Here is an 18,133-nt window from a genome sequence, read left to right as displayed (position 1 = left end):
TCCAGAGTCATGAAGGTGCCGCCCGTTACTCTGGATCCTGACTTTCGTCAGGATGACGGGAAGGGGGTTGGTCCGGACTTTCCTTAGGGTGACGGGTGGGTGTGGCCGTCGTCATCCGCGTGCGTCTGCGGGAGGACCGCGCCGACATGCGTCTGGCCGCGGGCTTCGGCGAGGCGCATCTGGCGTTCGCGTTCGGCATAGCCGGCGCGCTGGGTCGCGTCGCGGGCGTCGTGGCAGGCGGGGCAGCTGATCCCCTCGACATAAAGCGGCGAGGCGCGGTCGGCGGGGCTGACGGGCATGCGGCAGGCGTGGCAGAGACCGTGCGTGCCGGGCGCGAGGCCGTGACCAACTGCGACGCGCTGATCGAAGACGAAGCATTCGCCTTCCCACAGGCTCTCCGCCTCGGGCACGGTTTCGAGATATTTGAGGATGCCGCCCTTCAGGTGATAGACCTCGTCCAACCCTTCCGCTTTCAGGAACGCGGTCGACTTCTCGCAGCGGATCCCGCCGGTGCAGAACATCGCGATCTTCGGCGGCGGGCCGTCGCCGACGAGTTGGTCGCGGTGCTCGCGGAACCAGGCGGGGAAGTCGCGGAAGCTGCGCGTCTTCGGGTCGATCGCGCCTGCAAAGCTGCCGACCGCGACCTCATAATCGTTGCGCGTGTCGATCACGATCGTGTCCGGATCGGCGATCAGCGCGTTCCAGTCGCCGGGCTCGACATAGCGGCCGACATCGCCGAGCGGGTCGATATCGGGTTCGCCCATCGTCACGATCTCGCGCTTCAGCCGGACCTTCATGCGGTGGAAGGGCATCGTTTCGGCGCGCGAATCCTTGACGTCGAGCGCGGCACAGCCGGGCAGTGCGCGGATATGTGCGAGGACGGTGTCGATCGCCGCGTCGCTCCCCGCGATCGTGCCGTTGATCCCCTCGGCTGCGAGCAGCAGCGTGCCCTTCACGCCTTGCGCACAGCACAGTGCGGCGAGCGGCGGCTTGATCGCGGCGATGTCGGCAAAGGGCGTGAAGCGATAGAGCGCGGCGACGCGGACCGGTCCCAGAGACTCGGGATGGCTCGCCATAGGCTCGGCGGCGGGTGAGGGGTCGGCAGGCATGGGCAGGACGGTCCGGATCGAAGATGGCGCCGCCGCTGTTACGCCAAGTCGGAGTAGGTGGCGAGCAGGGTTTCGGTCCTGGCGAGGCCCGTGGCGGTGAGCTGGATCACGCCCGCGCTGCAGTCGGGGCGTTCGACCAGGCCCTTTTCGGCGAGCGCGCCGATCCAGCGGTGCGTGCGCGGCAGATCGAGCAGCGACAGCGCGCCGAGCGTCGCCGCATCGATCACCCGACCCTCGGCCTCGGCGAGATAGATCTGCACCAGCACGAGCCAGGCATGGTCGCCGAACAGGTCGTCGCCCAGCTGTTCGCGTCGTCGGTGCAGGCTCCGGTCGACCTTCAGCGCGACCTGCCAGAGCCGTTCGGGCATGACGACGTCGGGCACCGCGGTGAGCGCCTTGGCTTGCGGAAGGTAGAGCGTGCCGACGAGCCGGCCGGCCTCGAGCCCGCGGTCGAGCCGCGAGACATGGACGTCGACCCACACCGCGGCACCGCCGGGCTGGAGATAGCGCTTGCGGATGCAGACCGGGCCCGCGCCGGGGGCTAGCATGGTGACCCGGTCGATGTTGCGGACGCGGTCGTCCGGGTGGGTGACGTCGGCATAGGAGCGCCCGACGAGTTCGCTAAGCGGCCGTTGCAGCAGGTCCTCGACGGTCTGGTCCATCGTCAGTAGCAGACCGTTCGGGTCCGACAGGGAATGGCCGACGAGCATCGAGGCGGGAGTCCTTTGTAATCCCCCGTTCAGATAGGGCGCGATCACCCTTATATCAAATGTTTACGCCGTGATCGCTCAGCTGGTGACGAAGGTCAGCCCGGCATGCGCGATCAGCCGGTCGCGCAGTTTGGCGCCCATCAGCGCGCCCGGCGTCCAGATGCCGCCATCGCCCGCGACATCGCGCACGAGGCAGATCGCCGCCTCGGCGATCATCTTGCTGGTCGATCCATAGCCCGGGTCGCGGTCGCCCGTCACGACCGTGTCGATGCGGCTGCCATCGGGCATGATCCCTGCGAACAGCAGGTCGTAATGGCCTTCATCGCGTTCGGCCTTGGAGGGGCCTTCGCCGGGCTTCGGTCCCTTGTCGCCCGCGAAGGGATTGAACTTCGCGATCGCCTCCGCCGCGGCCTTGCCCATGTCGCCGAGCCCCGCGACCATCATCTCGTCATAGACGAAGTCCGCGCCATACGCCTCGCCGAGCAGGAAATTCGTGCGGTGGACGTTCTTGGTGTTGATCGGCGCCATCACGAACGGCGCGACCCAGGTCTGGAGCGTCGAGTCATATTCGGGGATCAGCCCGCTCGGCTGGTGCGGCCCGGTAAAGCCCGGGGTAAGCGCGAAGGGGCTGGTCAGCAGCTTGACGATACCGGGATCGCGCGCGGCGGCGGCGAGCGTCGCCTTGAGGCTGGCCGCGGTGCCGCCGGAGAAGGTGCCCTTCATCGTCCGGACGCGGCCCTTCACGCGCGGCGCAGGACTGCCGTAGCGCGCCCTTGCCGCCTCCTGGAGCGTGAGGACGCCGAGATCGAACGGGATGCTGTCGAAGCCGCAGGAGAAGACGATCCGGGCGCCGGTGCGCGTGGCCTCTCCCTCGTGCGCGTCGATCATGTGGCGCATCCAGGCGGGCTCGCCGCACAGATCGACATAGGCGGTGCCCGATGCGGCGCAGGCGGCGACGAGGTCGGAGCCGTAGAGCTGGTACGGCCCGACGGTCGAGATCACGACGGTGGCACGCTCGACCATTGCGCGCAGGCTTGTCGGATCGGCCGAGTCGGCGGTGACGAGCGGCGTGTCGGCGGGCGCGCCGATCAGGTCGCGAACCTCCTCGAGCTTCGTGCGCGACCGCCCGGCCATCGCCCAGGTCAGGCCGGTCGGATAGGCCTGGACCAGATATTCGGCGACCAGCCGGCCGGTGAAGCCGGTCGCGCCATAGATGACGATGTCGAAGTCGCGCATGTCCATCTCCCGTTTTGCCGCAAGTCTGCCCCGACCGGCGGCGCCTCGCAAGCGAAACGCCGCGTCTCGTCAAGGCGGGACGGATCTGTCAGGATCGCGCAATGGCCTCTGACCCGAGCATCGTCGCGTTCATCGTCGAGCAGATGGCCGCCGCGGGCGAGGTCGCCGCGCGGCCGATGTTCGGCGAATATGGCGTCTATTGCGACGGGCGGATGGTCGCGCTGATCTGCGATGACCGGCTGTTCCTCAAGCCGACCCCGGGCGGGCGCGCGTTCGCGGGCAGCGACGGCGCGGCGATCGAGGAAGCAGCGCCCTATCCGGGGGCGAAACCCTGTCTGGTGATCGACGCGGATCGCTGGGACGATGCCGACTGGATGGCCGAGATGGTCCGGATCTCGGCCGCCGAACTGCCGCTGCCCAAGCCAAAGCGCGCGAAACCGCCGAAGGGCTAGGCCGCGTCGTTGAACTGCAGGCTGGCCAGCCGCGCATAGAGGCCGCTGTTGGTCATCAGCGCCCCGTGCGAGCCCTCCTCGACGATCTGGCCGTCGTTCATCACGATGATGCGTTCGGCGGCGCGGACCGTCGCGAGGCGGTGCGCGATGACGAGCGTGGTGCGGTTCGCCATGAGCCGTTCGAGCGCCTCCTGAACGAGCCGTTCGCTCTCCGCGTCGAGCGCGCTGGTCGCCTCGTCGAGCAGCAGGATCGGCGCGTCGCGGAGCAGCGCGCGCGCGATCGTCACGCGCTGACGCTGGCCGCCCGACAGCCGCGCGCCGCCTTCGCCGAGGAAGGTGTCGAGGCCCTCGGGCAGCTTGCGGAGGAATTCGGCGGCGTTGGCGGCCTCGGCGGCGGCCCAGAGCTGGTCGTCGCTCGCGGTCCAGTCGCCATAGCGGAGATTGTCGCGCGCCGAGGCGCCGAAAATCACCGTTTCCTGCGGCACCATCGCGATCCGCGCGCGGACCGCGGCGGGATCGGCGTCGCGCAGGTCGACGCCGTCGAGCGTCACGCGGCCCGCATCGGGATCGTAGAAGCGCTGGACGAGCTGGAACAAGGTGGTCTTGCCCGCGCCCGAGGGACCGACGACCGCGATCGTCTCGCCCGGCCTGATGTCGAGCGAGAAGCCGTTGAGCGCGGCGACGTCGCGGCGGGTGGGGTAATGGAATTGGACGCCCTCGAAGGCGAGCGCACCACGCGACGGCTGCGGCAGCGCGACGGGCGTGGCGGGCGGCGCGATCTCGGGGCGTTCGCGGAGCAGTTCGGAGAGCCGTCCGGCAGCACCCGCGCCGCGCAGCAGATCGCCATAGACCTCGGTCAGCGCCCCGAACGCGCCCGCGACGATCCCGCCGGTGAGGACGAAGGCGGCGATCGCGCCGCCGCTGATCCGTCCGGCGGCGACATCGACCGCGCCTTCCCACAGCACCAGCGTGATCGAGCCGAACAGCAGGCCGATGACGATCGCGGTCATGATCGCGCGCAACAGGATTCGCGCACGCGCCGCGGCGAAGGTCGCGCGCACCGCGTCACCAAAGCGGGTCGCCTCGCGGTCTTCCTGCCCGAACGCCTGCACGACCTTCATCGCGCCGAGCGTCTCGGTGGCGATCGACCCGACATCGGCGACGCGGTCCTGCGAAGTGCGCGAGTAATTGCGGACGCGCTTGCCGAGCAGCGCGATCGGCAGGACGATCAGGGGGATGCCGATCATCAGCAGCCCGGCGAGCTTGGGCGAGATCGCGAACAGGTAGATCAGCCCGCCGACCCCGGTGAAGGTGTTGCGCAGCGCGATCGAGACGGTGCTGCCGACGACCTGGTCGATCAGCGCAGTGTCCGAGGTCAGCCGCGAGGCGATCTCCGACGGGCGATTCTCCTCGAAGAATCGCGGCGTCAAGGTGAGCAGGTGACGCTGGACCGTGGTGCGGATGTCCGCGACGACCCGTTCGCCGAGCCACGACACATAATAGAAGCGCACCGCGGTCGCGACCGCGAGCACGACGACGATCATGAGCAGGTAATGGAACGAGGTCCCGACCGATCCGCTCGCGCCCGGGCCGAAGCCGCGGTCGATCACGCGCTTGAAGCCATAGGGTATGCCGATCGTCGCGGCCGAGGTGGTTACCAGCGCGAGTCCCGCAAAGGTGATCTGGCGCGGGTAGTTCGCGGCATGTCGCCACACCATTGCAAGGTCGCCGATCCGGCGGGGCGTCTTTTCGTCGAGTATCGGCTTGGCCATGGCGGATCGCCTAGCAGCGGCGGGGGTCACGCTCAACGGCAACCGCATGCCGGCCGGGACGTTGGACGAGCAGGACGCGCACGGGATTGGGACACGCGCGCGCCCGTGTCCCGGCAATGCTCTGTTGCGCGGCAGCATAATTGCGTTACGGAAATGTTAACCCCTTTTGGGGTAGAGGATACCGAATGCTCTACGATGCCTATGAATTTCAGCGGTCGATGATGGCAGGCGCCAGCAGAATGGCCAGTTTCGGGGCGGGAATGCTGAACAATCCAGCAAACCCATTCGCCTATTTGGGCGGCGGCGCGGTCGTCGGATCGGCGCTGGAGGTGTTCGCGCACGTCAATGCGACTCGCGGAAAGCCGGCGTTCGGCCTCGACCACACGATCATCGACGGACGTGAATTCGCGGTCCGCGAGGAGATCGTGCTGCGCAAGGATTTCGGCCAGCTCAAGCGGTTCGTGCGGGAGGGCGTCGAGGGCGGACCCAAGCTGCTGATCGTCGCGCCCATGTCGGGGCATTATGCGACTCTGCTGCGCGGCACGGTCGAGCGGATGCTGCCGTTCGCCGATGTGTACATCACCGACTGGCGCGACGCGCGCAGCGTGCCGCTGTCCGCCGGGCGGTTCGATCTCGACGATTATATCGATTACGTGATCGCGTTCCTCGAGGCGATCGGTGCGAACGAGGGGCAGGGCGGCACGCATATGCTGGCAGTCTGCCAGCCTTCGGTGCCCTGCTATGCCGCGGCGGCGCTGATGAGCGCGGACGGCAACCCGTGCCGGCCGAAGACGCTGACGCTGATGGGCGGGCCGGTCGACACGCGCGAGGCGCCGACCGCGGTCAACACGCTGGCGACCGAGCGTCCGCATACGTGGTTCGAACAGAATGTCATCGCGACGGTGCCGGCGAATTATCCGGGCGCGGGGCGCAAGGTCTATCCGGGCTTCCTGCAGCTTGCCGGCTTCATGTCGATGAACCTCGGCAACCACATGGTCTCGCATTGGGAGATGTATAAGCATCTCGTCCAGGGCGACGGCGAGAGCGCGATGGCGAGCAAGGGATTCTACGAGGAATATCGCTCGGTCTGCGACATGACCGCCGAATTCTATCTGCAGACGATCGACGTGGTGTTCCAGACCCACGCGCTGCCTCGCGGCCTGCTGACGCACCGCGGAAGGCCGGTTGATCCGGCGGCTATCACCGATATCGGCCTGTTGGCGATCGAGGGCGAGCGCGACGATATTTCGGGGCTGGGGCAGACCAAGGCGGCGCTGTCGCTGGCGACCGCTCTGCCCGAGGAAAAGAAGCGCTATCTGATCGCCGAGGGGGCCGGCCATTACGGGATCTTCAACGGATCGCGCTGGCGCAACACGATCGCGCCGGTGGTCGAGGAGTTCATCACCGCGAACGGATAAGAATCCGGTACTAACAAGGTCAATCGCGACCGCCGGTCCTGAAACCGGCGGTCACGATCGGTATCTGGGTCAGCCGACCGAGTCGACGACTGCGTGGCTGCTCGACTCGCTCGACGTGATCGTGCCGCCGAACAGCATCTTGACGCGTCCGGTCAGCGAGATGTCGGTTTCCCAGAGCTCCGCGCTGTTGATGTCGAAGCGCAGCAGCGTGAGGTTGGGGTCTTCCTTGCCGCCCGGAAACCAGGCCTCGACCTGGTTGTTCCACAGCTTGTCGATCTGCGTACGATCGTTCATCTGCGAGACCGTGCCGGCCATGCATGCGAAGAAATCATGCCCCTTGCCGACGAACTGCGCCATCGCCGCGCCGCCCTTGGCGATGCGGTTGTCGCGACCAGCGAAGAAGAACAGCACGTTGGGCTGATCGTCATCAAGCTGCGCGGTCATCGGCTCGGAATGCTGGCCATCGTCGAGGCCGATCATCACGAACGGGCTGGACTTCAACTTGTCGAGGAAGGTGTTCGCGACTTCCTGCGGGGTATCCTTGTCGGCCATCGTCGTTCTCCTATTGGCTTGGATTGCCACAGAGAACGGGCGGGGCGGAGGATGGTTGCCACCGCCGCCCCGCGAGCATCACAGGACTTCGAACAGGCCCGCCGCGCCCATGCCGCCGCCGACGCACATCGTCACGACGACATGCTTTGCGCCGCGACGCTTGCCCTCGATCAGCGCATGGCCGGTCGCGCGCGCGCCGGTCATGCCGTAGGGATGGCCGATCGAGATCGCGCCGCCGCTGACGTTGAGCAGCTCGTCGGGAATGCCGAGCGTGTCGCGGCAATAGAGGACCTGGACCGCGAACGCCTCGTTCAGCTCCCACAGGCCGATATCGTCCATCTTGAGACCGAAGCGCTTGAGCAGCTTGGGAATCGCGACGACCGGGCCGATCCCCATCTCGTCGGGTTCGGTGCCGCCGACCGCCATGCCGATATAGCGGCCGAGCGGCTGGAGCCCGCGCTGCGACGCGATCTTTTCCTCCATCAGGACCGAGGCGGACGACCCGTCGGACAGCTGGCTGGCGTTGCCCGCGGTGATCGTCATGTCGGGGCCCATCACGGGTTTCAACGACTGGAGACCCTCGAGCGTCGTGTCGGCGCGGTTGCCCTCGTCGCGGGCGATCGTCACCTCCTTGTAGGTGACGTCCTTGGTCTCCTTGTTGACGATCGCCATGTTCGCGGTGACGGGGACGATCTCGGCGTCGTAATAGCCCGCGGCCTGCGCGGCGGCGGTGCGCTGCTGCGACTGGAGTGCATAGGCGTCCATCGCGTCGCGCGTGATGCCGTAGCGCTTGGCGACGACCTCGGCGGTCTGGAGCATCGGCATATAGACGTCGCGGTGCATCGCGAGCAGTTCGGGATCGGGTGCGACGCGCATCTGCGGCGTCTGGACGAGACTGATGCTCTCGACCCCGCCACCGATGGTGATGTCCATCTGGTCGGTGATGATCTGCTTGGCGGCGGTGGCGATCGCCATCAGCCCGCTGGCGCACTGACGGTCGAGCGACATGCCGCTGACCGTCGTCGGCAGCCCGGCGCGGAGCAGCGAGGTGCGCGCGATGTTGCCCGCCTGATGCCCCTGCTGCAGCGCGCAGCCGAAGACGACGTCGTCGACTTCGCCCCCGTCGATCCCGGCGCGTTCGACCGCGGCCTTGATCGAATGCGAGGCGAGCGTCGGCGCGGGGGTGTTGTTGAACGCACCGCGATAGGCGCGGCCGATCGGGGTGCGGGCGGTGGAGACGATGACGGCTGAACGCATGATGCTATCCTTTTTTCTGAAGTCCCCTCCCGCAAGCGCGAGGGGAGCGGTATCAAACGAAAACCTGGCTGATCCATTCGGCGATCAGGGCGGGCTTGTCCTGGCCCTCGATCTCGACCGCGAAGCTGTTGGTCTGCTGCCACTGGCCGGGGCGCTTCTCGTCGAACGACAGCAGCTTGAAGCGGCCGCGGAGCTTCGATCCCGACCGGACGGGCGTGAGGAAGCGGACCGAATTGCCGCCGTAATTGACGCCCATCTTCGCGCCCTCGATGGTCGGCGCGTCGGGGATCTTCGACGACAGGAGCGGCATCAGCGAGAGCGTGAGGAAGCCGTGCGCGATCGTCCCGCCGAACGGGGTCTGCGCCGCGCGGGCGGGATCGACATGGATGAACTGATGGTCGCCGGTGGCGTCGGCGAACTTGTCGATCATGCCTTGCGTGACCTCGACCCAGTCGGACAGCGTCTCGGTGCCGACGCGGTTCTGCATCTCGGCAGTGGTGATCGTCGCCACGGCATTCCCCTCCTAGCCTGTTTGGCGCTAAGCGCAGCGACGTCTCTAGGCGTACAGGCTGGCCGACCGCAAGCCTCACCCAACCGGAAGCTGGAAAATGTCGACTGCCGTAACGTCCAATGCCCGTAACACCATGGCAAAGCTGTACCGCGCAAGCGAACCCGATGTTCTAAAACCGTTGCTGGAGCGTGCCGCGCTCGATTCGGATTCGCGCGAGCGGGTGATGGGGCATGCGCTCGGCCTGCTCGCCGATCTGCGCGCGGCGCAGAGCAAGGGCTGGGTGAACCAGTTCCTCCAGGAATATCGGCTGAATTCGTCGGAAGGGGTCGCGTTGCTCTCGCTGGCTGAGGCGTTTTTGCGCGTGCCCGATCCCGAGACCGCAGACCTGCTGATCGCGGACAAGCTGGGCGATGCCGACTGGCGTGCGCATGCGGGCAAGTCGAATTCGAAGCTCGTCAATTCGGCGACCTGGGGGCTGGTGGTCGGCCGCGTGCTGGTCGGCGAGGGCGCGACCGGGCCGCTGCGCCGGCTGATCAGCCGGGCGGGCGAGCCGTTCGTGCGCCAGGCGGTCGGTGCCGCGATGAAGATGATGGGCGAGATCTTCGTGATGGGCCGGACCATCGACGAGGCGATGAAGCGGATGCGGCGGCCCGAGAACAAGGGCTTCACCGCGAGCTTCGACATGCTGGGCGAAGCGGCGCGGACGCATGCCGATGCGCAGCGCTATTTCCAGGCCTATGTCGGTGCGGTCGATGCGGTCGGGCGCGATCCGGCGGCGGGGCATTCGATCTCGGTCAAGCTGTCGGCGCTCCACCCGCGCTACGAGGTTGCGCGGTGGAGCGAGTGCGTGCCCGCGCTGACCGAGATGCTCGAGGCGCTGGCGGTGCAGGCGGCGTCGAAGGGCATCGCGCTGACCGTCGATGCGGAGGAATCCGAGCGGCTCGAGATGAGTCTCGACATCATCGGCACGGTCGCCGGGCTGCCGTCGCTGAAGGGCTGGGACGGGTTCGGCATGGCGGTGCAGGCGTATGGTAAGCGCGCGCGGCCGGTGATCGCATGGGCGAACGGGCTCGACCGGGTGATGAACGTGCGGCTGGTCAAGGGCGCCTATTGGGACAGCGAGATCAAGCGGACGCAGGTCGAGGGGCTGGCGGACTATCCGCTGTTCACGCGCAAGGCGGCGACCGACGTCTCGTATCTGGCGGTCGCCAAGGACATGCTGGCGGCGGAGAATATCCGGCCGGCCTTTGCGAGCCACAATGCGCTGACGGTCGCGACGATCATGGAATGGGCGGGCAACAGCCGCGATTTCGAGTTCCAGCGGCTGCACGGCATGGGCGACGGGCTGTACGAGCGGCTGGTGCAGGAGAATGGCTATCACTGCCGCGTCTATGCGCCGGTCGGCGGGCACCGCGACCTGCTAGCGTATCTCGTCCGGCGTCTGTTGGAGAATGGGGCGAATTCGAGCTTCGTGCATCAGCTGGCGGACGAGCGACTGACCGAGGGGGAGATCCTCGCGGATCCGGTGGCGAAGATCGCGGCGGTCGGGGGCAAGCGGCATCCGAGCATTCCGTTGCCGGTCGACCTGTTCGGGGCGGGCGGGCACCGGAATTCGGCGGGGCTCGACCTGAGTGACGTGGATACGCTGGCGGCGACCGTGAAGGTGGTGAATGCGCCGATCGCTTCGTCAGGGCACCACCCCGGCGAAGGCCGGGGCCCAGTTGGGGGCGGTGGTGTGACGGAGGACGGCGCGTCGTCACGGCAGCTTTCCCAACTGGACCCCGGCCTTCGCCGGGGGGGAGCAGAAGGGTTGGGTGGGGATCAGGTTACGGCCGCCATCACCCGCGCGCATGCGGCGTTCCCGGGCTGGTCGCGGTCGCCGGTCGAAGAGCGCGCGGCGTGTCTCGATCGGCTGGCCGACCTGCTCGAAAAGCATCGCGACGAGCTGATGGCGATCTGTGTGCAGGAGGCGTTCAAGACGATCCCCGACGCGATCGGCGAGGTGCGCGAGGCGGTGGATTTCTGCCGCTATTATGCGCAGCAGGCGCGCGCCAAGCTGCAGCCGATCGAGCTGCCGGGGCCGACGGGCGAGCGCAACATGCTGCATATCGAGGGGCGCGGGGTCTGGGCGACGATCGCGCCGTGGAACTTCCCGCTGGCGATCTTCCTGGGGCAGACGGTGGCGGCGCTCGTCACAGGCAATGCGGTGGTGGCCAAGCCCGCGCCGCAGACGCCGCGGATCGCCGCGCGGGCAGTCGAGCTTGCGCACGAAGCCGGCGTGCCGGCCGACGTGCTGGTCCTGGTCACGGGTGGGCCCGAGGTCGGCGCGGCGCTGACCGCGGACGCGCGCATTCAGGGCGTCGCGTTCACCGGCTCGACCGCGACCGCGCGCAAGATCGCCCGCGCGCTGCTCGAGGACGACAGCCGGCCGATCGTGCCGCTGATCGCGGAGACCGGCGGGATCAACGCGATGATCGTCGACTCGACCGCGCTGCCCGAACAGGTGGTGGCGGACGTGATCGCTTCGTCCTTCCGTTCGGCGGGGCAGCGTTGCTCGGCGCTGCGGCTGTTGCTGGTGCAGGAGGATATCGCCGACGGCGTGATCGAGATGCTGTCGGGGGCGATGGACACGCTGAGGATCGGCCGTGCGGGCGATCCGGCGACCGATGTCGGTCCGGTGATCGACCAGGCCGCCTATGACCGGCTGATGGCGTATCGCGCGCGGGTGGCGGCGAAGACCGTCAAGACGCTCGACGTGCCCGCCGACGGCCTGTTCGTGCCGCCGACTTTGTTGCGGATCGGCGCGATCGAGGATCTGAACGAGGAGTGGTTCGGGCCGATCCTCCATGTCGCGACTTGGGAGGCGGGCAAGCTGAGCGAGACGATCGCGCGGGTCAACGCCAAGGGGTACGGCCTGACGATGGGGCTGCACAGCCGGATCGCGCGCGCGGCCGAGGTGATCGAGGCAGAGGCGGCGGTCGGGAACCTGTACATCAACCGGTCGATGATCGGTGCGGTGGTCGGGTCACAGCCGTTCGGCGGCGAGGGGCTGTCGGGGACGGGGCCGAAGGCAGGCGGGCCGCGCTATCTCTACCGCTTCTGTGCGGAGCGCGCGGTGTCGGTGGATACGACGTCGGCGGGCGGGAATGCGACGTTGCTGTCGCTGGATGAGGGTGGGATCTGAGGGGGGTTTTTCGCCTATTTTCCTTCGCCTCGTCATCCCCGCGTAGGCGGGGATCCATAGTGGCTGGCGGTGGGGGGTATCGTGGTCCGTTGAGGATATGGATCCCCGCCTTCGCGGGGATGACGGAGGGGGGTGGGCTTTATCTTGTATGAGACCTGCCGCGCTTCCTGAATCCTCCCCGGCGGAGGCCGGGGCCCAGTTGGAGGACGTTATTGACGACGGGTGCGTTCCGTTACTGCGGCCTCACCAACTGGGCCCCGGCCTTCGCCGGGGAGGTGTAATGGGTTGGTGTGGCGAGTTCCGTCACTTCCGGGGCGGCGTCAGGTGGATGGTGTATTCGCGCGCAACTGTTGCACCTCCGGGAATGGCATCACCATCGACCCGTCCGGGGCGGCGGTGAGGTTGACCTGGGTGGGGAAGGCGATCTCGATCTTCTCGTCGTTGAACCGCTGGAGGATGGCGATGCCGACGGCGGTGCGGCCGTTGTAGAAGCTGGCATAGTCGGGGCCGTCGCTGTCGAACTGGACCTCGAAATCGAGGCTCGATGCGCCGAAGCCGGTGAAGCCTGCACGCACGAAGATCTTGCCCTGCGCCTCGACCACGTCCTTCAGCATGTCGGGGATGCGCGCGCAGATTTCGGCGGGGGTGAAATAGGTAACGCCGATGATGAACTTCGCACGGCGATGGTTGCGCTGCGTGTTGTTGAGGATCTCCTTGTTGAGGAGGTTCTTGTTCGAGATCACGCGCTCCTCGCCGTCGATACCGCGGATGCGCGTCGATTTCAGGCCGATCGCCTCGACGCTGCCCGAGGCGGTGTCGTAGCTGATCGAGTCGCCGCGGCGGAACGGGCGGTCGAAGATGATCGCGAGCGCGGCGAACAGGTCGGCGAAGATGCCCTGCGCGGCCAGACCGATCGCGATGCCGCCGACGCCGAGGCCCGCGACGAGCCCGGTCACGTTGACGCCGAGATTGTCGAGCACGACGACCATCGCAACCGCGAACACGACGAAGGTGACGAGCAGGCGGATCAGCCCCATCGCCGACAGCAGCGCCTCACCCGAATAATGTTCGGACTGGGTGCGGTGCTCGATCGCGCCGAGGATGATCTCGCGCACCCAGACCGCGACCTGGAACACCGCGGCGACGGTGAAGAGGAAGTTGACCGTGGTCGCGACCTCGCCCGGTGCGGCGGAATAACCGTCGACGAGCTTGGCAGCGAGCATGACGATGAAGAAGTTGCTGGTCCGCGAGACCGCCTTGCCGACGACGATCCCCCAGCCGTTGAGCGCGCGCGGGCGTTCGCACAGCCGGCTGCCGAAGCGGCGTGCGGTGTGGAGCGCGAGGACGATCAGCGCGCCGGCGCCGAACGCGATCAGGATCTGCAGCCAATAGGCCTGGACCCAGGCGAGGCTGGCGGTGACGAAGCCCTGTGCCTGGCTGCCGACATCGCTCGCGTTGAAGATGGGGGCTTTGGCGACGCTGTTGGTATTGGACATCTGGATACTCGTCAGGCCGCGACGGCGATGGTCGCGGGCGTGCCGGCTTCGAGGAAGGCGATTAGGCCGCATTCCTCCCGGCTGAGATAGCGCTTGGCGCGCGGGAGGCGGAGCGCCTTGCGGAAGGTCGACTGGCCCTGTTTGACGAGGTCGATCAGGGCGGGGTGGACATAGCTTTTCCGCGCGATGGCATGGGTGTTGCCGAGCCGCGCGACGACCGGCTCGAGCATCGCCTTCAGGCTGAGATCGCGCTCGGCCGAGGCAAGCGCCTCGAACGCGGCGACGCTGGCTGCCCAGGTGCGGAAGTGCTTGGCGGTGAAATCGGTCCCGGTGACCGCCTGGATATAGGCGTTGACGTCGCTCGACGTGACGGGATGCGCGACGCCGTCATCGTCGAGCCAGGCGAAGAGATGCTGTTCGTCGAGGTCCTGGCATTTCTTCACGAAGCTGCTGAGCGAGCGATCGGTGATCCTGAGCGTGCGCATCTTGCCCGACTTGCCCTTATATTCGAGCCGGAGCGTGGCGCCCTTCACCGCGCCGTGGCGCTTGCGGAGCGTGGTCGCGCCGAAACTCTCGTTCGCGGCGGCATAGGCCTCGTTCCCGATACGGATATGCCCGCCGTCGAGCAGGCGGAGAACCGCGGCGACGGCGCGGTCGCGGCTGAGCGAGCGTTTGCGCAGATCGGCCTCGACCGCCTTGCGCAGCTTCGGGAGGGCGAGACCGAAATTGGCGCAGCGTTCGTATTTCGCGGCATCCTGCGCCTCGCGGAAGCCGGCGTGATAGCGATATTGCTTGCGACCCTTCTCGTCCCAGCCGACCGCCTGGATATGACCATTGGGCTTGGGGCAGAACCAGGCGTTGCTGTAGGCGGGGGGCAGGCCGACCGCGTTCAGCCGGTCGATCTCGTCGCGGTCGGTGATGCGGGTGCCCGATGCGTCCCAATAGCCCCAGCCGGCGCGCATCTTGCGGCGGGAAATGCCGGGTTTGCTGTCATCTGAATATACGAGTCTGCTGGGCAACGCGTCGTTCCTTCCGGTCGCCATTCGAAATGTTCGGGCGGGCGCATCGTTCCGGAACGACCCGCGCGGCGCGGGGTTGAGGGGGCACGGGATTTCACTGGAGACATGACATGGCCGATCTTTCCCAGGCACGCATTCTGATCCTCGCCACCGACGGTTTCGAGACCGTCGAGCTGTTCGAACCCAAGAAGGCGCTCGAGGCGGTGGGCGCGAAGGTGACGCTCGCGTCGATCAAGACCGACCCGATCCAGGGCATGAAGGGCGACATCAACAAGGCTGAGACGATTACCCCCGAGCTGACGCTCGACGAGGTCGATACCGACGATTACGACGCGCTGGTGCTGCCCGGCGGCGTCGCCAACCCGGACGCAATGCGCGTCCAGGAGCGCGCGATCGAGATCATCACCGAGTTCATGGAGGACGGCAAGATCGTCGCCGCGATCTGCCATGCGCCCTGGCTGCTCGCCGAGGCGGATGTGATCGACGGGCGTCGGCTGACGAGCTTTCCGTCGATCCGCACCGATCTGGAGAATGCCGGTGCGGACGTGGTCGACGAGGAGGTCGTGGTCGACGACAATCTGATCACCAGCCGCAAGCCTGACGACATCCCCGCGTTCAACAAGGCGATCATCGCCGCGCTCGAGGAAGAACTGGCGGACGAGCCGGTCGACTGACGGCCGGCGGTCAGAGGCGACGAGATACCCGGGGGTCAGCGTGTTTGCTGGCCCCTTTTTGGTGTTTGTCCAAGCGGTTGATCCAGGCCTGCGCGGGCCGCTCGACGCCGTGGTACAGGACGAGGGAGGCTAGCAGGATCGCGATGAGAAGCGCGCCGATCAGGAGCGGCGGGACCGCGACCGCGCTGGCGACGAACGCCATCTTGAACGCGGTCCAGAGCAATGAATGGCTGAGATAGGTCGAAAAGCTGATTTCGCCGAGCTGGTGGAGTGGCCAGGAGGCGAGCGGGTTGCCGGGGCGGTTTGAGGTCAGTGCGATGGCGAGCAGCAGTGCCGCGAGTGCGGCGGGTATCGCGACGATCTCGTTGACGAGGCCGGTTGCGAAGCTCGCAAAGCCCAGGCTGCTGACGCACAGCGCCGCGACGAGTGCACGCCGTGGCTGCTCGCGGTGGCGGAGCCACAGGGCTGCGACCGCGGTGCCTGCTGCGAACTCGGTGACGCAGCGCAGGACGCCGAACCAGGGGATCGCCTGGCCGAGCGTCGCCATGCCGTTCGATCGCATCACGTAAGCGAGCAGGCCCAGCGCGACGGCGATCGCCGCGATCAGGCCGGGTGTCGGGACGCGGCGCCAGTCGATGACGAGCGGGAGCAGCGGGAAGGCGAGATAGGCGAACATCTCGCTCGAGATCGACCAGGCGGGATCGTTCCAGTCTAGCGCGGTGATGCCGAACCAGTCGCGCGTCATCGGCCAGTTCTGGAGCAGGAGGATATGCACCGGCAAGCGGTCGAGCGGGAAGCGCGGGTCGGGCGGTCGTCCGGTCAGCGCGAGCGCAGCGACGATGAGCAGCGCGAAACCGAGCATGACGAGGTGGAGCGGCCAGATCCGCGCGACCCGGCGGCGCAGGAAGCCGGGGATGGCGCGCCAGCGCTGCACGGTGATCCGGTCGGCATAGCTCAGCCAGATCACGAAGCCCGAGAGCAGGAAGAAGAAATCGACCGCGAGATAGCCCTTGGCGAGAACGCGCTCCACGCCGTCGGACACGCCGAGCGCGGCGCGGAGATGGAACAGCACGACGAACCAGGCGGCGACGCCGCGCGCGCCGGTCAGCGCCCTCAGTTCGCTCATGCCGGCAGGGGGCGGGAGGCTGGACGACGCATCGGCCGGAAGCTCGCCTCGCGGCGCTTGCGCCCGAGATAGGTGTCGAGCCCGATCTGCGCGCCGATCAGCATGTAGATGAACGGCTGGAACGCGATCGCGATGAACGCCGCGCCGAGCAGATAGACGAGATGGCCGCTCTGCAATGCGGCGGCGAGCGGGCCGGCCCAGGCAAACTGTCCCTCCGGATCGCGGTAGCGGCAGCGCAATATCTCCATCCGGACGAGGCCGCCGAGATTGAGGACCAGCCACAGCGCTAGCCCCAAATAGCCCTGTTCGCCGAGCATCTCGAAATAGGCGCTGTGATAGGCGCGCGCCTTGTCTTCCTCGACACGGCCGGGTGTCGCGGCACCGGTCCCGGCGAGGTCGTAGCGGATGCGGTTGCCGCGATAGGCCTCGAACCCGCCGCCGAACGGATGCGATTTCGCATAGTCGATCGTCCACTGCCACACCGCGATCCGGGTCGAGGCGGATTCGTCGGCCTGGTAGGTCTTGATCGTGTTCATGCGGTCGGTGAAGGTCGAGGGCAGGAAGGGGATCGCGATCAGCCCGAGTGCGCCGAGCCCCGCCAGATACAGCGCCTTGCGCTTGACGACGCGGAGCGACAGGACCGCGAGCAACGCGATGCAGAGCAGACCGGTGCGCGTCGAGGTGCCGACCGGGATCAGCAGGCAGGCGAAGACGAGCGCGACGCAGAAGCCGCGGACGCGCCAGTCGGGTTTGAAGATCGTCCCGTAGCGCATGAACCAGATAATGATCGGGATGATCGCGACCGCGACCGCGCTGATCGTGCTGCCTTCGTAGAGCCCCGAATTATTGTCGACCATCAGGTTCAGCTGACCATAGCCGCCGCCGCCGCTGGCGATCGTCTTGATCCCGCCGACGATGATGATCGAGGCCGCCGACAGGATCATGAACAGCAGCAGCGCCTCGATCCGGAGCCGGGTGCGCAGCGTCAGCGGCAGGAAGGCGGCGAAGGCGAGCGCCTTCCAGACCCAGTCCCATTTGTCCTTCGCCTCGATCGGGAAGTCGGCGGCGAGCGTGGTCGCCCAGCAATAGAGCAGCAGCACGACGATCAGCAGCTGGCGCGGCGCGACCCGCGTGTCGCGCTTGTCGTCGGCGATCAGCCAGCCGCCGACCGCCAGCGCGACCGCGATCAGCGAGATGGGTACGGTGTTGAGCAGCAGATAGGTCAGCCGCTGCGGCGAGACGATGTCGATATAGACATAGGCGAGGACGAGCAGGAACGGACGCCGGAACCCGAGCGCGAAGATCGCAGCCAGAAAGGCGATGAAGGCGAGATCACGCACGCGGGCGGCGTCCGGTACCGCGTGCCGCCGGGCGGTTACCGGCAGGCGTGCCGTCACCCTCGCGATCGTTGCCGGCTTCCGGCTCGGAATCGAGATCGGGGCGGCGGAGCAGCAGGATCGCAGCGATCATCATAAGGCCGTGCGTCAGGCCCAGCGCGAAATTGTCGATCATCGGCCGGCCTTTCCGTGTCTGCGCGGTCCCGTTGCCGCCTGTGTCCGTCGCCGCGGCATAGGCCATGGCGGTTGACGCGCCGTTAAGCGCTGTCATGGCAACACG

Annotated in this window: 16 protein-coding genes; 4 read left to right on the top strand and 12 right to left on the bottom strand. The window is 67.3% G+C overall.

The window, feature by feature from the left end; translation table 11 throughout:
- Positions 1 to 83: 83 nt before the first annotated feature.
- From trhO to sphst_RS17045, 3 genes are all read right to left on the bottom strand, one after another.
- Entirely contained in the window at positions 84 to 1,076 is a 993-nt protein-coding gene (gene trhO, locus sphst_RS17055) for an oxygen-dependent tRNA uridine(34) hydroxylase TrhO (RefSeq protein WP_051916323.1), read from the bottom strand.
- A 71-nt stretch (positions 1,077 to 1,147) separates the two neighbouring features.
- On the bottom strand, positions 1,148 to 1,819 hold the full coding sequence (locus tag sphst_RS17050; RefSeq protein WP_037529556.1) for a PAS domain-containing protein: 672 nt from the start codon (positions 1,817 to 1,819) through the stop codon (positions 1,148 to 1,150).
- Positions 1,820 to 1,897: 78 nt separating this feature from the next.
- Positions 1,898 to 3,055 (bottom strand): saccharopine dehydrogenase family protein, encoded by a 1,158-nt coding sequence (locus sphst_RS17045; protein ID WP_031394547.1) that lies wholly within the window; start codon positions 3,053 to 3,055, stop codon positions 1,898 to 1,900.
- Positions 3,056 to 3,156: 101 nt separating this feature from the next.
- Between sphst_RS17045 and sphst_RS17040 the strand changes: the two genes are divergently transcribed.
- Entirely contained in the window at positions 3,157 to 3,507 is a 351-nt protein-coding gene (locus tag sphst_RS17040; RefSeq protein WP_031394546.1) for a TfoX/Sxy family protein, read from the top strand.
- On the opposite strand, the gene sphst_RS17035 is transcribed toward sphst_RS17040, so the two are convergent.
- Positions 3,504 to 5,279, bottom strand: coding sequence for an ABC transporter transmembrane domain-containing protein (locus tag sphst_RS17035; protein ID WP_031394545.1), 1,776 nt, complete (start codon positions 5,277 to 5,279; stop codon positions 3,504 to 3,506). The genes sphst_RS17040 and sphst_RS17035 overlap by 4 nt on opposite strands.
- Positions 5,280 to 5,464: 185 nt before the next feature.
- Between sphst_RS17035 and sphst_RS17030 the strand changes: the two genes are divergently transcribed.
- Positions 5,465 to 6,697, top strand: a complete 1,233-nt coding sequence (locus tag sphst_RS17030) for a polyhydroxyalkanoate depolymerase (RefSeq protein ID WP_031394544.1) — start codon at positions 5,465 to 5,467, stop codon at positions 6,695 to 6,697.
- A 69-nt stretch (positions 6,698 to 6,766) separates the two neighbouring features.
- Here sphst_RS17030 and sphst_RS17025 read toward each other — a convergent pair whose 3' ends face one another.
- The 3 genes from sphst_RS17025 to sphst_RS17015 form a co-directional block, all read right to left on the bottom strand.
- On the bottom strand, positions 6,767 to 7,249 hold the full coding sequence (locus tag sphst_RS17025) for a pyridoxamine 5'-phosphate oxidase family protein (RefSeq protein ID WP_031394543.1): 483 nt from the start codon (positions 7,247 to 7,249) through the stop codon (positions 6,767 to 6,769).
- A gap of 78 nt (positions 7,250 to 7,327) precedes the next feature.
- Positions 7,328 to 8,506: an acetyl-CoA C-acyltransferase gene (locus sphst_RS17020; RefSeq protein ID WP_031394542.1), complete on the bottom strand. Its 1,179-nt coding sequence runs from the start codon at positions 8,504 to 8,506 to the stop codon at positions 7,328 to 7,330.
- A gap of 52 nt (positions 8,507 to 8,558) precedes the next feature.
- Positions 8,559 to 9,017: a MaoC family dehydratase gene (locus sphst_RS17015; protein WP_031394541.1), complete on the bottom strand. Its 459-nt coding sequence runs from the start codon at positions 9,015 to 9,017 to the stop codon at positions 8,559 to 8,561.
- 133 nt (positions 9,018 to 9,150) lie between these two features.
- Here sphst_RS17015 and putA point away from each other — a divergent pair, with 133 nt between their 5' ends.
- Entirely contained in the window at positions 9,151 to 12,201 is a 3,051-nt protein-coding gene (gene putA, locus sphst_RS17010) for a bifunctional proline dehydrogenase/L-glutamate gamma-semialdehyde dehydrogenase PutA (protein ID WP_234387737.1), read from the top strand.
- Between the two features lie 320 nt (positions 12,202 to 12,521).
- On the opposite strand, the gene sphst_RS17005 is transcribed toward putA, so the two are convergent.
- Together sphst_RS17005 and sphst_RS17000 are read right to left on the bottom strand one after the other, a co-directional pair.
- The gene (locus sphst_RS17005) at positions 12,522 to 13,697 is read right to left on the bottom strand and encodes a mechanosensitive ion channel family protein (protein WP_031394326.1); all 1,176 of its coding nucleotides are present in this window, start codon (positions 13,695 to 13,697) and stop codon (positions 12,522 to 12,524) included.
- Positions 13,698 to 13,708: 11 nt separating this feature from the next.
- Positions 13,709 to 14,740 carry a DNA topoisomerase IB gene (locus tag sphst_RS17000; RefSeq protein WP_051916402.1) on the bottom strand — a complete coding sequence of 344 codons (1,032 nt, stop codon included), beginning with the start codon at positions 14,738 to 14,740 and terminating at the stop codon, positions 13,709 to 13,711.
- Positions 14,741 to 14,826: 86 nt separating this feature from the next.
- Between sphst_RS17000 and sphst_RS16995 the strand changes: the two genes are divergently transcribed.
- Positions 14,827 to 15,390, top strand: coding sequence for a type 1 glutamine amidotransferase domain-containing protein (locus sphst_RS16995; protein WP_031394328.1), 564 nt, complete (start codon positions 14,827 to 14,829; stop codon positions 15,388 to 15,390).
- Between the two features lie 10 nt (positions 15,391 to 15,400).
- On the opposite strand, the gene sphst_RS16990 is transcribed toward sphst_RS16995, so the two are convergent.
- From sphst_RS16990 to sphst_RS16980, 3 genes are read right to left on the bottom strand one after another with little or no spacing between them, the layout of a single operon-like run.
- On the bottom strand, positions 15,401 to 16,516 hold the full coding sequence (locus tag sphst_RS16990) for an acyltransferase family protein (protein WP_031394329.1): 1,116 nt from the start codon (positions 16,514 to 16,516) through the stop codon (positions 15,401 to 15,403).
- On the bottom strand, positions 16,513 to 17,856 hold the full coding sequence (locus tag sphst_RS16985; protein ID WP_031394330.1) for a putative O-glycosylation ligase, exosortase A system-associated: 1,344 nt from the start codon (positions 17,854 to 17,856) through the stop codon (positions 16,513 to 16,515). Before sphst_RS16985 ends, sphst_RS16990 begins: the two co-directional genes overlap by 4 nt.
- On the bottom strand, positions 17,849 to 18,124 hold the full coding sequence (locus tag sphst_RS16980; RefSeq protein ID WP_159043694.1) for a hypothetical protein: 276 nt from the start codon (positions 18,122 to 18,124) through the stop codon (positions 17,849 to 17,851). The genes sphst_RS16985 and sphst_RS16980 overlap by 8 nt, the downstream gene beginning before the upstream one ends.
- Positions 18,125 to 18,133 lie beyond the last annotated feature (9 nt).

Origin of the sequence: Sphingomonas sp. STIS6.2 (assembly GCF_000732685.2) — a bacterium.
Taxonomy (GTDB): Bacteria; Pseudomonadota; Alphaproteobacteria; order Sphingomonadales; family Sphingomonadaceae; genus Sphingomonas; species Sphingomonas aerolata.
Note: the sequence above shows the minus strand (reverse complement) of the source record. Positions and strands in the feature narration are given on the sequence as shown.